Source organism: Microbacterium immunditiarum (assembly GCF_013409785.1).
Lineage (GTDB): Bacteria > Actinomycetota > Actinomycetes > Actinomycetales > Microbacteriaceae > Microbacterium > Microbacterium immunditiarum.
This window is the reverse complement of record NZ_JACCBV010000001.1, coordinates 639,064-652,465: the sequence shown is the minus strand read 5'-3', so window position 1 is coordinate 652,465 and position 13,402 is coordinate 639,064. Positions and strand designations below refer to the sequence as shown.

15 protein-coding genes and 2 tRNA genes are annotated in these 13,402 nt (G+C 68.0%); 6 read left to right on the top strand and 11 right to left on the bottom strand.

Translation table 11 applies throughout. From position 1 onward, the window contains the following. The first annotated feature begins 12 nt into the window (after positions 1-12). A complete protein-coding gene (pknB, locus tag BJ991_RS02915) occupies positions 13-1,734 on the top strand; it encodes a Stk1 family PASTA domain-containing Ser/Thr kinase (protein ID WP_179487299.1) in 1,722 nt (573 codons plus the stop codon). A gap of 26 nt (positions 1,735-1,760) precedes the next feature. Here the strand turns inward: pknB and BJ991_RS02910 are convergent, their stop codons facing one another. The 3 genes from BJ991_RS02910 to BJ991_RS02900 are packed head-to-tail and all read right to left on the bottom strand — an operon-like array spanning position 1,761 to position 3,375. Continuing rightward, entirely contained in the window at positions 1,761-2,408 is a 648-nt protein-coding gene (locus BJ991_RS02910; RefSeq protein ID WP_179487297.1) for a glutamine amidotransferase-related protein, read from the bottom strand. Beyond that, a complete protein-coding gene (locus BJ991_RS02905; RefSeq protein ID WP_179487295.1) occupies positions 2,405-2,560 on the bottom strand; it encodes a hypothetical protein in 156 nt (51 codons plus the stop codon). The genes BJ991_RS02910 and BJ991_RS02905 overlap by 4 nt, the downstream gene beginning before the upstream one ends. Further along, positions 2,560-3,375 carry a class E sortase gene (locus BJ991_RS02900; protein ID WP_343048625.1) on the bottom strand — a complete coding sequence of 272 codons (816 nt, stop codon included), beginning with the start codon at positions 3,373-3,375 and terminating at the stop codon, positions 2,560-2,562. The genes BJ991_RS02905 and BJ991_RS02900 overlap by 1 nt, the downstream gene beginning before the upstream one ends. A 52-nt stretch (positions 3,376-3,427) precedes the next feature. Between BJ991_RS02900 and BJ991_RS02895 the strand changes: the two genes are divergently transcribed. Beyond that, a complete protein-coding gene (locus tag BJ991_RS02895) occupies positions 3,428-3,667 on the top strand; it encodes a cell division protein CrgA (protein ID WP_179487293.1) in 240 nt (79 codons plus the stop codon). A 142-nt stretch (positions 3,668-3,809) separates the two neighbouring features. On the opposite strand, the gene BJ991_RS02890 is transcribed toward BJ991_RS02895, so the two are convergent. Then, positions 3,810-4,733 carry a rhomboid family intramembrane serine protease gene (locus BJ991_RS02890; protein WP_179487291.1) on the bottom strand — a complete coding sequence of 308 codons (924 nt, stop codon included), beginning with the start codon at positions 4,731-4,733 and terminating at the stop codon, positions 3,810-3,812. Between the two features lie 32 nt (positions 4,734-4,765). Further along, positions 4,766-5,323 (bottom strand): peptidylprolyl isomerase, encoded by a 558-nt coding sequence (locus BJ991_RS02885; protein ID WP_179487289.1) that lies wholly within the window; start codon positions 5,321-5,323, stop codon positions 4,766-4,768. A gap of 95 nt (positions 5,324-5,418) precedes the next feature. On the opposite strand from BJ991_RS02885, the gene BJ991_RS02880 reads away from it, so the two are divergent. Next, entirely contained in the window at positions 5,419-6,006 is a 588-nt protein-coding gene (locus tag BJ991_RS02880) for a DNA helicase (RefSeq protein WP_179487287.1), read from the top strand. Positions 6,007-6,035: 29 nt separating this feature from the next. Beyond that, positions 6,036-6,500: a YbaK/EbsC family protein gene (locus BJ991_RS02875; RefSeq protein WP_179492430.1), complete on the top strand. Its 465-nt coding sequence runs from the start codon at positions 6,036-6,038 to the stop codon at positions 6,498-6,500. Here BJ991_RS02875 and BJ991_RS18280 read toward each other — a convergent pair. Next, complete coding sequence (locus BJ991_RS18280) at positions 6,497-6,922, bottom strand: NUDIX domain-containing protein (RefSeq protein ID WP_179487285.1); 426 nt, start codon at positions 6,920-6,922, stop codon at positions 6,497-6,499. The two genes, BJ991_RS02875 and BJ991_RS18280, sit on opposite strands and share 4 nt — an antisense overlap. An 89-nt stretch (positions 6,923-7,011) precedes the next feature. Between BJ991_RS18280 and BJ991_RS18275 the strand changes: the two genes are divergently transcribed. Together BJ991_RS18275 and BJ991_RS18755 are read left to right on the top strand one after the other, a co-directional pair. After that, the gene (locus tag BJ991_RS18275) at positions 7,012-7,674 is read left to right on the top strand and encodes a hypothetical protein (RefSeq protein WP_179487283.1); all 663 of its coding nucleotides are present in this window, start codon (positions 7,012-7,014) and stop codon (positions 7,672-7,674) included. Further along, positions 7,671-7,886 carry a DUF6186 family protein gene (locus tag BJ991_RS18755; RefSeq protein ID WP_179487281.1) on the top strand — a complete coding sequence of 72 codons (216 nt, stop codon included), beginning with the start codon at positions 7,671-7,673 and terminating at the stop codon, positions 7,884-7,886. The genes BJ991_RS18275 and BJ991_RS18755 overlap by 4 nt, the downstream gene beginning before the upstream one ends. 58 nt (positions 7,887-7,944) lie before the next feature. Here the strand turns inward: BJ991_RS18755 and BJ991_RS02855 are convergent. From BJ991_RS02855 to gyrB, 5 genes are all read right to left on the bottom strand, one after another. Beyond that, positions 7,945-8,020, bottom strand: a tRNA-Ala gene (locus tag BJ991_RS02855). A 12-nt stretch (positions 8,021-8,032) separates the two neighbouring features. Beyond that, positions 8,033-8,106, bottom strand: a tRNA-Ile gene (locus tag BJ991_RS02850). Between the two features lie 82 nt (positions 8,107-8,188). Continuing rightward, entirely contained in the window at positions 8,189-8,593 is a 405-nt protein-coding gene (locus BJ991_RS02845; RefSeq protein WP_179487280.1) for a DUF3566 domain-containing protein, read from the bottom strand. After that, complete coding sequence (gene gyrA, locus BJ991_RS02840) at positions 8,590-11,235, bottom strand: DNA gyrase subunit A (RefSeq protein WP_179487279.1); 2,646 nt, start codon at positions 11,233-11,235, stop codon at positions 8,590-8,592. The genes BJ991_RS02845 and gyrA overlap by 4 nt, the downstream gene beginning before the upstream one ends. Before the next feature lie 32 nt (positions 11,236-11,267). After that, the gene (gene gyrB, locus BJ991_RS02835) at positions 11,268-13,301 is read right to left on the bottom strand and encodes a DNA topoisomerase (ATP-hydrolyzing) subunit B (RefSeq protein ID WP_179487278.1); all 2,034 of its coding nucleotides are present in this window, start codon (positions 13,299-13,301) and stop codon (positions 11,268-11,270) included. Between the last annotated feature and the right edge of the window lie 101 nt (positions 13,302-13,402).

Genomic DNA, 13,402 nt, shown 5'->3' with positions numbered 1-13,402 from the left:
CAGGGAGTGACCGTGATTGCTGAGACGCGCGTGCTTTCGGGGCGCTACCGCGTCGATGAGCAGATCGGTCGAGGCGGAATGGCGACCGTGTACCGCGGCTACGACCTGACGCTCGGCCGCCAGGTCGCGATCAAGGTCCTCGATCGCGAGCTCGCGGGCGACAACACGTTCCGCACGCGGTTCCGTCTCGAGGCGCAGGCTGCCTCGCGCATGGCGCACCCCACGATCGTGCGCGTCTTCGACGCCGGCGAGGATTCCGAGACGGCGCCCGACGGCAGCATCCGCTCCGTCCCCTACATCGTGATGGAGCTCGTCGCCGGGTCGCTGCTGAAAGACATCATCGCGCAGGGTCCGGTGCCGGTGGCCGACGCCGTGCGCTACGTGGACGGGATCCTCGAAGCACTCGAGTACTCGCACCGGGCGGGCGTCGTCCACCGCGACATCAAGCCCGGCAACGTCATGGTGACCCCCGCCGGCCAGGTCAAGGTGATGGACTTCGGCATCGCACGCGCGGTGTCCGACAGCTCGTCGACCGTCGCCGAGACCACCCAGATCCTCGGCACCGCCGCGTATTTCTCGCCCGAGCAGGCCAAGGGCGAGCCCGTCGACGCACGCGCCGACCTCTACTCGACGGGCGTCGTGCTGTACGAGCTGCTCACGGGGCGCCCCCCCTTCCGCGGCGAGAGCCCGGTGGCGGTCGCGTACCAGCACGTGAGCGAGGCACCGACGACGCCGTCCGAGGTCAACGACACCGTGCCGCGCGCGCTCGACGCCGTCGTGCTTCGCGCGCTCGCGAAGGATCCCTTCCAGCGCTTTCAGGATGCGGCGACGTTCCGCGAGGCGCTCGACGCGACGATCGGCGGGCGGAATCCGTCGCGCCGTCAGGTCGGCGCGCTCACGAGCGAGCTGTACGGCCCCAACCCGCGGCAGGCCGCCGAGACGGCACGCTCGCTCCGACAGCTGAGCACCGACTCGACGATGAAGCGCACACAGGCCGGACCCCCGGTCGCGTGGATCTGGGCGGGCGTCGCCGTCCTCGCGGTGCTGCTCATCTCGGTGCTCTTCTGGGTGCTCACGATCCGCCCGGGAGGCGACGTGCCGGCGTCGGCCCGCATCGTGCCCGACGTGACCGGCATGACATACGAGCGCGCCACTGTCGAACTGAGTGACGAAGACCTGATCGCGCGACGAATCGACGAGCCGAGCACCGACGTCGCCGAAGGCATCGTCATCCGGACGGATCCCGAGGCCGAAGTCTCGGTCAACGTCGGCCAGGAGATTCGCGTCTACGTGTCGAGCGGCCAGGAGACCACGACCGTGCCCGTGCTCGAGGGGCTCGGGCGCGACGCCGCGAGCGACGCGCTCACCGCCGCCGGCCTCGCGCTCGGCACTGTCACGACCCGGAACGATCCCGACCTCGCCGAGGGGATGGTGATCTCGTCCGATCCCGCGACCGGCGCCGAGGTGGCGAAGGGCTCGTCTGTGAACCTCGTCGTCGCATCCGGCCGCGTCACGATCCTCGACTACCGCGGCTACACCGTCGAAGCCGCCCGCACGGCGCTCGAGGCGCCCGACATCAGGCTCACGGTCGAGACGCTGGAGGATCCGACGTGTCCCGCGTCCGATCCGCCGATCGTGTCGCAGCAGTCCCTCGCCCCGGGGGACGTGCCGGTGCATTCGACGATCACCCTCCAGTACTGCACGGGAGCCGAGGGCGGCGACTCAGAAGGGTAGCCGCGGTGGCCGGAGGGGCGCAGGGTTCAGCGACGCGGATGCAGCGCGGCGCCGCGCGCGGCGGCATCCGGGAATCCGACGGAAGCCAGCCAATTACCGAGCAGCCGGTACCCGCCCTCGGTGAGCACGCTCTCGGGATGGAACTGCACACCCTCGATCGGGGCCTCGCGGTGGCGCACGCCCATGATGACCCCGCTGTCGGTGCTGCTCGTGACCTCGAGCTCATCGGGAAGGGTCTCGGGCACGATCGCGAGCGAGTGATAGCGCGTCGCGACGAAGGGGTCGGGGAGTCCGCCATACAGCGGGTTGCCGCCGTGGTGCACGAGCGACGTCATGCCGTGCATGGGCTCCGGAGCGTGATCGACACGCGCGCCGAACGCCTCGCCGATCGCCTGATGCCCGAGGCACACGCCGAGCAGGGGCACCTCTCGCGAAGCAGCCTCGCGCACGACGGCGATCGAGGCGCCTGCTCGGGCGGGCGTGCCGGGCCCGGGCGAGACGAGCACCGCGCGGTACCCGTCGATCGCGTCGCCGGCGTCGCCGGGGCGCACGGCGTCGGCCTCGATGAGGTCGGTCTCAGCGCCGAGTTCGTGCAGGTAGCCCACGAGGGTGTGGACGAAGCTGTCGTGGTTGTCGACGACGAGCACACGCTCGCGCCGCGGATCCTCGGTCATTCGACGGTGACTTCCTGCGGGTTCACGAACTGGCTCACCCACGGGAAGACGTAGAAGAAGAGCCCGTACAGCGCGGCGATGAGCAGGATGAGCAGGATGAGCACCCGCACCCACGCCGGGCCGGGGAGGATCCGCCACAGCGCGGCGTACATCAGGCCACTCCTTCGGTGAGCGAGGCGGGCGGGCCGGCGGCACGCGGCGTGAACGACTCGAACACGCTGTACGCCACGATCCGCTCGGCGAGTCCGAACATGGGGCTGCAGCTCGTCATGGTCAGGTACGAGGTCGTCGCCTGCACGATGTCGGGTCGCTGGGGCACCGGCAGCAACACGTCGACCTCGTTCGGCCTCACGTACTCGAGCGTGCGGAAGCGGTAGGTGTACCAGCCCTCCTGCGTCTCGACGACGATCGCGTCACCGACGCGCAGGTCGGCGATGCGGTTGAACGGCTTGCCCCACGTCGTACGGTGCGCCGCCACCGCGAAGTTCCCGGGCTCGCCCGGCATCTGGGTACCGGGGTAGTGGCCGATGCCGATCGTGTCGAGCGTCCGGGCACGGGAGACGCCGCCCGCCATCTCGACGGCGTAGTCCGGTCCGAAGCGGGGTACACGCATGACGGCGAAGACCTCGGCGTCGGCGGGTTGCGGAAGGATGATCGGTTCGGAGGTCGGAGGTTCCTCACCGGCATCCGGCTCTGTGGTCGGCAGCGGATCCGGGAGGTCGGATTCCTCGTAGCTCTCCTGCCACTGCGTCGATCGTTCCTGCCCCGCCGCGTTGCGCTCAGCGCCGAAGATCCAGTCGCCGATCCACATCTGCCACGCCACGTACAGCAGAACGACAACGCCCACGGTGATGAGGATCTCGCCGATGACGCCGATGGCGGATGCCCGGGATCGACCCGCACGGCGACGGCCGGCCGCACGTGCACGCTGTGCGTCGGCCGACTCGACGGGTGGGTCGTCATCCACAGGTGGATTCTATTGATCAGTGCTGGAGCCGCGCTGACAGTAGAATGGCCCCATGGCACGTGCAGGCAAAGACGACGACGCCCTCGTCGAACGCGGCGAAGGCGACGCCGCCCCCAACCCCGTATGGTTCAAGCCCATCATGATCGGGCTCATGCTCATCGGACTCGTATGGGTGCTGGTCTTCTACCTGAGCGGCAACAACTACCCGATCCCCGGCATCGAGGGCTGGAACCTCGTGATCGGATTCGGCATCGCCTTCATCGGCTTCCTCATGACCACCCGCTGGCGCTAGCCGCCGCATCCGACTTCTTGAAAGCACCGCCTTCGGGCGGTGCTTTCCTTATCCACCGCTGTGTCCACATGTGGGTAATTACACGCGTGTGATTCATCCCCACGTGTGGATGAACCTGTGGATAACTATGCGCGCGAACGAATCAGAGGGAGAAGACGGCCGGGATCACGAGCAGTGCGAGCAGCACCACGGTGAGGCCGACGAGCAGTCCGATCTGCAGCGGGCGCTGCCGCAGCTGGCGGGTGCGGGCGTAGATGAACCCGACGAGCGCACCGGCGATCAGGCCGCCGAGGTGCGCCTGCCACGAGATGCGGATCGCGCTCAGCGCCATCGCGAACGACCCGCTGCCGATCGCCCCGATGAGCGCGAAGACGAAGGGGAGCGCGAGGTTGATGCCGATGATGATCGCGATGCCCCGCATGTTCGCGCCGATGTGTCGGCCGATCACGAGCAGCGCGCCGAACAGGCCGAAGACGGCTCCGGATGCCCCGACCACCCACGTGAACGGGGCGAGAAGCGCGACGGCGACCGATCCGCCCAGACCGCTGATGAGGTAGAGCGCGAGGAAGCGCCATCGGCCGACGAGCGGCTCGAGGCTTCGGCCGATCATCCACAGCGCGAGCATGTTGAGCCCGACGTGCCAGAACCCGTCGTGGACGAGCAGAACCGTGAGCAGACGCCACGGCTGGAAGGGCACACCGCTCGCGGGGAGCACGAACGCGCTGTTGAACGCGAGCCATGTCTCGGCGTTGAGTCCCGGGATGAGGGTCACGATGTACGCGACAGCCGTGATCGCGATGATCGCGTAGGTCACGAGCGGCCGTGTGTCGACCGGCGCCGCCACGGGACGAGCCGTCGCCCAGCGACGCTCCGCCTTGCGCTGCGCGGGACTGCGCGCACCCTGCTGCTCACGAAGGCACTCGGGGCAGATCACGCCCACCGGCGCGGGGGTCTGGCACTCGGGGCAGATCGTGCGCAGGCATCGCTGGCACAGCACGAAGCTCTGCCGATCGGGGTGCCGGTAGCAGTAGTCGTCGCTGTTGCGGCGAGGCTCAGCAGATGTCACGGGACGTCGCGAACGGTCTCAGGGCTGACGAATCAGACCGCGACGACGTCGATCGACGAGATGACGACCGGCTCGACCGGGCGGTCGCCCGCGGCGGTGGGCACGCGACCGATGTCGTCGACCACCGAGCGCGAGTCGTCGTCGGCGACCTCGCCGAAGATCGTGTGCTTGCCCTGCAGCCACGGCGTCGGATCGGTCGTGATGAAGAACTGCGAGCCGTTCGTGCCCTCGACCGCTCCGGTGATGGCGTTGCGGCGCAGGCCGGCGTTCGCCATCGCGAGGAGGTATGGCTTCTGGAACGTGAGCTCGGGGTGGATCTCGTCGTTGAACGTGTAGCCGGGACCGCCGACGCCCTGGCCGAGCGGATCGCCGCCCTGGATCATGAAGCCGGGGATGATGCGGTGGAAGATCACGTCCTGGTAGAGCGGGCCCTCGCCCTTCTGCCCCGTAGCGGGGTGCGTCCACTCCTGCGATCCGTCGGCGAGACCGATGAAGTTCTGCACGGTGCGGGGCGCGTGGTCCCCGAAAAGGTTGACGACGATGTCGCCGTGGTTGGTGTGGATCGTGGCGACGGCGGTGTGCTGAGGCATGCGTACATTCTCTCAGAGTTCTTCGCAAGCCCTTCCGCCTCGATCCAGGTCTGGCAAGATGGGAGACCGACACGCCCATGCGTAGGGAGGGCCCCGTGAGCAAGAGCCGCAAGCGCAAGAAGGAACTCCGCAGACTCCAGAACCAGGCGAACAACCTGTGGGAGTCGCAGCAGGTGCTGTTGGCCGAGGCGGCCTCCGTGGCGAAGGAAGCCGGCCGCCAGCTCGGCAGCTACAGCCGCGAGGAGCTCGTTCCGACGGTGAAGCAGAAGTACGACCGCTACGCCGCCCCGTATGTCGACAAGGGCATGAAGCTCTCGAAGACTGTGCTGACAGACAAGGTCGTCCCCACCGCCGGCGCCGTCGTCGGTGCCGGACTCTCGGTGTGGGATGCCGCCAATGACACGCGCGCACGCCTTGCGGCGGGTCGCGGCTTCGGCGGACTCGACGCCAAGAAGTACGCCAAGAAGGCGGATGCGTACGGCAAGAGCGCGACGAAGGCGCTCGCCGCGAAGTTCGCGGCGGAGCCGCCCAAGAAGAAGAGCGGCCTCGGCGCGAGCGGGATCATCGCGATCCTCATCGGGCTCGTCGCGGCCGTGGGCGTGTTCTACGCCGCCTGGCAGACGCTCCGCGCCGACGACGAGCTCTGGGTCGCGGACGACCCGCTGCGCGCTCCCGACGCGTGAGTCAGGAGGACATCGACCCGCTCGGGCGGGTGCGGGCTGCGGCATCCGCTCTCGGCCTCGATGTCGAGTTCCGCGAGCGTCCCGTTGCACGAAGCCTGCCCGAAGCGGCCGAGATCCTGGGCATCGCTCCGGCGGGCATCGTGAAGACGCTCGTGGTCAAGCGCAGCGATGACACGTACTTGTTCGCGCTGGTGCCCGGCGACCGTGCGATCTCGTGGCCCAAGCTGCGGTCAGTCGTCGGCGTCAATCGCCTGCAGCTTCCCGATCCGGAGCGGGCGCTCGAGGCCACGGGGTACGAGCGGGGCACGATCGTCCCGCTCGGCAGCACCCACGCGTGGCCGGTCTACGCCGACGAGCGGATCACCGGGCAGCGCATCGCGATGGGTGCGGGCGCGCACGGCTACAGCATGTTCGTCGACGCCGACGCGCTCATCGAGGCGCTCGACGCGACCGTCGCCGACATCTCGCAGGTCGCCGGTGAGCCGGCGGCTTAGCTCAGTCCCGCCATCCCGAGGGCGATGTCGACGAGCTCTACCCGCTTGAGCCCCCGAACGCCGTGGACCGTGAACCACTCGGCGCGATCCGTCGATCCGTCGACCTCGAACGTCAGGTCGCCGGCCACGATCGTCGCGCGATAGACGACCCGCAGGGCGTGCAGGGGCCGATGTGCGCCTTCGGAGACGCGCCGCGCCGCGGGGATCACCCGCGAGTGGATGCCGAGCAGCGCGTCGACGCGCACGGAGTAGCCCGTCTCTTCGAGCACTTCGCGCAGGACCGCGTCCGCCGGATCCTCACCGGGATCGAGACCACCGCCGGGGAGTGTCCACGCCGCGTGGTTCGAGTCGTTCCAGTGCGCGAGCAGCACTCGCTCGGCGTCGTCGGTGATGACCGCGTAGGCGGCGACACGCAGGTCCACCCGACTCACCCTACTCACCGGAATCGCGGCGACCGCCGAGCCGAGCCCGCGGCGCGTGGCTAAAGTGCGGTTGAGAAGGGAGGCAGACCATGAGCACGCCGGGCGACGCCGACGATCGAACGGATGTGCCGGAAACCGCGCGTGCGTATGTGCCTCGCCCGACCCGCGGTGCGTTCGCGTGGCTGGGGATCCTCCTCGCGATCGCCGTCGTCCAACTCGCCCGCGGCCAGTGGGGCGACGCGGCCGTCTTCGCGGTCGCGGGGTCGCTGGTCGTCGCGGAGTCCACCGGTCTGCTCGTGATGCTCGAGCGGCTCGTTCGACCGCGCACCCTCGCAGTGGCGGCGGGTGCGGTCGCGGCGGGCGTCGTGCTGATGCTCGCACCACGGCATTCCGTCGCCGCGGGCGCCGCGATGATCGGCGTCGGCGTCGCGGCGGCGATTGCCGCGTGGGCTCCTGCCCGGTCCGAGCAGCGACGCCCGCGGGCATGGCCTTCTGCGACCCGCCGCCTCGCGTGGAGCTGGGCGGCGGTGTGGCTCATCGCCTGCTTGTGGGAAGTGGCCCAGGTGACGCTGGGCGGATCGACCCCGGGTGGACGAGCGGCGCACCCCGCCTTGAGCGACATCGTGAATCCGCTGCTCGACGTTCCCCTGGGCAAGGGGGCGTTCGTCGTGGTGTGGCTCGCGCTCGGGGTCTTCCTCATCCGCCGCGGCACCACGGGCCGCGCGCCGTCGCGAAGGGAGCCGGACCTGTGATCACGAGCCTCGTCGTCTTCGCCGCGTGCGCAATCGCGCTCATCGTGAGCGGCTGGTCGGCGCGACGATCCGACCCTGATGCGACCGTCACCGAGCTCTTCGACCTCATGATGACCGACCGCACGGTGCGTCTGGCGATCATCGTGTGCTGGTGGTGGCTCGGCTGGCACTTCCTCGTCGGCCAGACCGTCGACCCCGGCTTCGGCGACTGAGCCGGCGGTACCGGCTGAAACGAAGAAGACGGATGCCGCAGCATCCGTCTTCTTCAACTGGTGGAGCCTAGGAGATTCGAACTCCTGACATCCTGCTTGCAAAGCAGGCGCTCTACCAACTGAGCTAAGGCCCCGGGGCGATTGTGTGGGGCTACCAGGACTTGAACCTGGGACCTCTTCATTATCAGTGAAGCGCTCTAACCGCCTGAGCTATAGCCCCGTTTGGAGGGCGACGCGTGCGTCGCAACCTCCAAGACTTTACCCGACCCGAGACGATTTCACGAATCGGGAAGGGCGCCGTCTCAGTTCGACGTGAAGCCGACGAGCAGGCCGCCCGTGATCTTCACGGCGAGGTTGTAGATGGCCGCGATCACGGCGCCCATCACCGTCACGACGACGAGGTTCAGGATCGCGACGATCGAGGCGAACGCCATGACCTGCGGCAGTCCGATGAAGTTCGTGAGCGACACTCCGCCGTCGGACAGGCTCTGGAAGAACTCGTCCACCGTCGAGATGAGACCCGTCGTCTGGACGACGAGGAACATCAGGAAGAACGCGACGACCGTGACGATCGCGATGGCGACCGCGGCGAGGAAGGAGAGCTTCACCGCCGACCAGAAGTCGATGTAGACCAGGCGCAGGCGCACCTGCTTGGCGGTCGTCTTGTGGCTGGACTTGCGTGCGAGCTTGTCGGCGACAGTGGTCATGCGTCAGGACTCTCTTCGGGGGTCTCGGGGGAGGACCCTTCACGGGATTCGGGGGCCGGGTTCGCGTCGGCGTCGGCGGCTACGGGGGGAGCATCCGTCGTCTCGGTGAGGCCGCGTTCGCCGTTGCGCGCGATCGCGATGATGCGGTCGTCGTCGTCAGGGCGGGCGAACACGACACCCATCGTGTCACGGCCCTTGGCGGGCACCTCGGCCACGGCAGAGCGTACCACCTTGCCGCTGGCAAGAACCACCAAGACCTCGTCGTCCTCGCTGACGATGAGACCGCCCGCGAGATCGCCGCGGTCCTCGTTCAGCTTGGCGACCTTGATGCCCAATCCGCCGCGTCCCTGCGGGCGATACTGCGCGACCGCGGTGCGCTTGGCGTAGCCGCCTTCGGTCACCACGAACACGTATCCATCGTCCGACACGACGGATGCCGACAGCAGGCTGTCGCCGTCGCGGAACGACATCCCCTTGACGCCCTCGGTCGAACGGCCCATGGGGCGCAGCGTCTCATCGGTCGCGGTGAAGCGCAGCGACATGCCGTGGCGGCTGATGAGGAGGATCTCGTCGTCCTCGTTCACGAGCATCGCGCTCACGACCTCGTCGCCGCCCTGATCGTCGCCCGCGGAGTCATCGCCCTCGCCGACGTCGCCGGCGCCGCCGCGGAGCTTGATCGCGATCACGCCGCCCTGGCGGTTCGTGTCGTACTCGGTGAGGCGCGTCTTCTTGACGAGACCGCCGCGCGTGGCGAGAACGAGATACGTCGCGACGTTGTAGTCGCGGATGTCGAGGATCTGCGCGATCTCCTCGCCGGGCTGCAGCGCGAGGAGGTTCGCGACGTGCTGGCCCTTCGCGTCGCGTCCGGCCTCGGGAACCTCGTACGCCTTCGCCCGGTACACGCGGCCCTTCGTCGTGAAGAAGAGAAGCCAGTGGTGGGTCGTCGTGACGAAGAAGTGCTCGACGACGTCGTCGGCGCGCAACTGGGCGCCCTTGACGCCCTTGCCGCCGCGGTGCTGCGACCGGTAGTTGTCGCTGCGGGTGCGCTTGATGTACCCCTCGCGGGTGACGGTGACCACCATCTCCTCTTCGGGGATGAGGTCTTCGATCGACATGTCGCCGTCGAACCCGGGGAGGATCTGCGTGCGGCGCTCGTCGCCGAACTTCTCGACGATGTCGCCCAGCTCCTCGCGGACGATGGCGCGCTGGCGGCTCGGGTCGGCGAGGATCGACTGGAAGTCGGCGATCTGCGCCTCGAGCTCTGTCGCCTCGTCGATGATCTTCTGGCGCTCGAGCGCGGCGAGGCGACGCAGCTGCATCTGCAGGATCGCATCGGCCTGGACTTCGTCGATCTCGAGCAGCTTCTTGAGGCCCTCGCGCGCGTCGTCGACGGTGGCGGACCGGCGGATGAGCGCGATCACCTCGTCGAGCGCGTCCAGCGCCTTGAGATAGCCGCGCAGGATGTGCATCCGCTCCTCCGCCTTGCGGAGGCGGAACTGCGTGCGCCGGACGATGACCTCGATCTGATGATCGATCCAGTGCGTGACGAACCCGTCGAGCGCGAGCGTGCGCGGTACGCCGTCGACGATCGCGAGCATGTTCGCGCCGAAGTTCTCCTGAAGCTGCGTGTGCTTGTACAGGTTGTTCAGTACGACCTTCGCCACCGCGTCGCGCTTGAGCACGATCACGAGGCGCTGACCTGTGCGGTCGCTCGTCTCGTCGCGGATGTCCGCGATGCCGGTGATGCGGCCGTCACGAGCGAGGTCGCGGATCTTCACCGCAACGTTGTCGGGGTTGACCTGGTACGGCAGCTCGGTGACCACGAGGCACGTACGGCCCTGGATCTCCTCGACATTCACGACGGCGCGCATCGTGATCGCCCCGCGCCCGGTGCGGTACGCGTCGCGGATGCCGCGCGTGCCGAGGATCTGCGCTGCGGTCGGGAAGTCCGGACCGTGGATGCGAGACATGAGCGCCTCGAGCAGCTCTTCGCGCGTGGCATCCGGATTCTCCAGCGCCCAGAGGGCACCGTCGGCGACCTCGCGCAGGTTGTGCGGTGGGATGTTCGTCGCCATGCCGACCGCGATGCCGACCGAGCCGTTCACAAGCAGGTTCGGGAAGCGCGACGGCAGAACCGTCGGCTCCTGCGTGTGGCCGTCGTAATTGTCCTCGAAGTCGACGGTGTCCTCGTCGATGTCGCGGACCATCTCCATCGCGAGCGGCGCCATCTTCGTCTCGGTGTACCGAGGTGCGGCGGCGCCCTGATTGCCGGGCGAGCCGAAGTTACCCTGGCCTGCCGCGAGGGGGTAGCGCAGCGACCACGGCTGCACGAGGCGGACGAGCGCGTCGTAGATCGCTGTGTCGCCGTGCGGGTGGTATTGACCCATGACCTCGCCGACGACGCGCGCGCACTTCGAGAACGCCTTGTCGGGGCGGTAGCCGCCGTCGTACATGCCGTAGATCACGCGGCGGTGCACGGGCTTGAGTCCGTCGCGCACGTCGGGCAGCGCGCGCCCGACGATCACGCTCATCGCATAGTCGAGGTAGCTGCGCTGCATCTCCAGCTGCAGGTCGACCTGGTCGATGTTGCCGTGATTGTGACCGGATGCCTCAGCCGGCTCGGTCGTGATGTCGTCAGTCATTCGCTCTCAGTTCCGTATCGTCCGCACCCGACTCAGATGTCGAGGAAGCGCACATCCTTCGCGTTCCGCTGGATGAAGCCACGGCGCGACTCGACGTCTTCGCCCATGAGGATGGAGAAGATCTCGTCGGCGGCGGCCGCGTCGTCGATCGTGACCTGAAGCAGCGTTCGGGTCTCGGGGTCCATCGTGGTCTCCCACAGCTCCTTGGGGTTCATCTCGCCGAGCCCCTTGTAGCGCTGGATGCCGTTCTCCTTCGGGATGCGCTTGCCCTCGGCGACCCCGGCGGCCAGGAGCGCGTCGCGTTCGCGGTCGCTGTACACGTACTCGTGATCGGCGTTCGACCACTTCAGGCGGTACAGCGGCGGCTGCGCGAGGTACACGTAGCCGGCTTCGATCAGGCCGCGCATATAGCGGAACAAGAGGGTGAGCAGCAGCGTCGTGATGTGCTGGCCGTCGACGTCGGCATCCGCCATCAGGACGATCTTGTGGTAGCGCGCCCTCGAGACGTCGAAGTCCTCGCCGATGCCGGTGCCGAACGCGGAGATCATCGCCTGGATCTCGTTGTTGCCGAGGGCGCGGTCGAGGCGGGCCTTCTCGACGTTGAGGATCTTGCCTCGCAGCGACAGGATCGCCTGCGTCTCGGGGTCGCGGCCGCGAACGGCCGAGCCACCGGCCGAGTCGCCCTCGACGAGGAAGATCTCGCTGATCGACGGGTCCTTGCTCGTGCAGTCCTTCAGCTTGTCGGGCATCGACGCCGACTCGAACACGCTCTTGCGGCGAGCGGTCTCGCGCGCCTTGCGCGCCGCGAGCCGTGCGGTCGCCGCGTCGATCGCCTTGCGCACGACGTTCTTGGCCTGCTGCGGGTTGCGGTCGAACCAGTCGCCGAGCCGGTCGCCGACGACCTTCTGCACGAACGCCTTCGCCTCGGTGTTGCCGAGCTTGGTCTTGGTCTGGCCTTCGAACTGCGGCTCGGAGAGCTTGACCGAGATCACGGCCGTGAGGCCCTCGCGGACATCCTCGCCGGAGAGGTTCTCGTCCTTCTCCTTCAGGAGGCCCTGGGCGCGGGCGTACCGGTTGACCAGTGCGGTGAGCGCGGCGCGGAAGCCCTCTTCGTGCGTGCCGCCCTCGTGCGTGTTGATCGTGTTCGCGAACGTGAAGACGTTCTCGGTGTAGCTCGTCGTCCACTGCATCGCGATCTCCATCGCGATCTTGCGGTCGGTGTCCTCCGACTCGAAGTCGATGATGTCGTTGACCGTCTCGGCCTTGCGCACCTTGTTGATGTACTCGACGTAGTCGACGAGCCCACGCTCGTAGAGGAAGCTGTCGGCCGGCTGGCGCTCGGCCTCTTCGCCGTCCTTGTCGACGGCGTACGCCGACTCCGGGCGCTCGTCGCTCAGGCTGATGCGCAGGCCCTTGTTGAGGAACGCCATCTGCTGGAAGCGCGTGCGCAGGGTGTCGTAGTCGAAGTGGACAGTGTCGAAGATCGAGGCATCCGGCCAGAACGTGATGATGGTGCCGGTCTCGTCGCTCTCTTCGCCGCGCTCCAGAGGTGCCTGCGGCACGCCGCCGTCGCGATAGGTCTGTCGCCACACGTAGCCCTGGCGCCTCACCTCGACATCGAAACGTGACGAGAGGGCGTTCACCACGGACGAGCCCACGCCGTGCAGACCGCCCGACACGGCGTATCCGCCGCCGCCGAACTTGCCGCCCGCGTGCAGCACCGTGAGCACGACCTCGACCGTCGACTTGCCCTCGGTCGGATGCATGTCGACCGGGATGCCGCGTCCGTTGTCGAACACGCGAATGCCGCCGTCTTCGAGGATCGTCACCTCGATGGTGTCGCAGAAGCCCGCGAGGGCCTCATCGACCGCGTTGTCGACGATCTCGTAGACAAGGTGGTGCAGACCGCGCTCGCCCGTCGAGCCGATGTACATGCCGGGGCGCTTGCGGACGGCCTCGAGTCCTTCGAGAACTTGGATGTCATCCGCCCCATAGTTGCCGGGAGCCTTGTGTGCGGGTCGCGAACGCGGTTCCTCGGGCACGCTTTCAGGGATCGATGACGTCATAGGTTCTCGAGGCTCCGCATCTGTTCCGGGGGACGCCTCCATCCTACCCCGAGGAACCCTGCCAACCGGCCTCTACGGGCCTGTGTGGCCCGGAAATCGCT

What these genes read in the sequence shown, in the direction of transcription:
- BJ991_RS02910 (WP_179487297.1), bottom strand. Translation starts at nt 2,408, where the DNA reads ATGACCGAGGATCCGCGGCGCGAGCGTGTGCTCGTCGTCGACAACCAC.
- BJ991_RS02905 (WP_179487295.1), bottom strand. Translation starts at nt 2,560, where the DNA reads ATGTACGCCGCGCTGTGGCGGATCCTCCCCGGCCCGGCGTGGGTGCGG.
- BJ991_RS02895 (WP_179487293.1), top strand. Translation starts at nt 3,428, where the DNA reads ATGGCACGTGCAGGCAAAGACGACGACGCCCTCGTCGAACGCGGCGAA.
- BJ991_RS02885 (WP_179487289.1), bottom strand. Translation starts at nt 5,323, where the DNA reads ATGCCTCAGCACACCGCCGTCGCCACGATCCACACCAACCACGGCGAC.
- BJ991_RS18275 (WP_179487283.1), top strand. Translation starts at nt 7,012, where the DNA reads ATGAGCACGCCGGGCGACGCCGACGATCGAACGGATGTGCCGGAAACC.
- BJ991_RS02845 (WP_179487280.1), bottom strand. Translation starts at nt 8,593, where the DNA reads ATGACCACTGTCGCCGACAAGCTCGCACGCAAGTCCAGCCACAAGACG.
- gyrA (WP_179487279.1), bottom strand. Translation starts at nt 11,235, where the DNA reads ATGACTGACGACATCACGACCGAGCCGGCTGAGGCATCCGGTCACAAT.
- gyrB (WP_179487278.1), bottom strand. Translation starts at nt 13,301, where the DNA reads ATGACGTCATCGATCCCTGAAAGCGTGCCCGAGGAACCGCGTTCGCGA.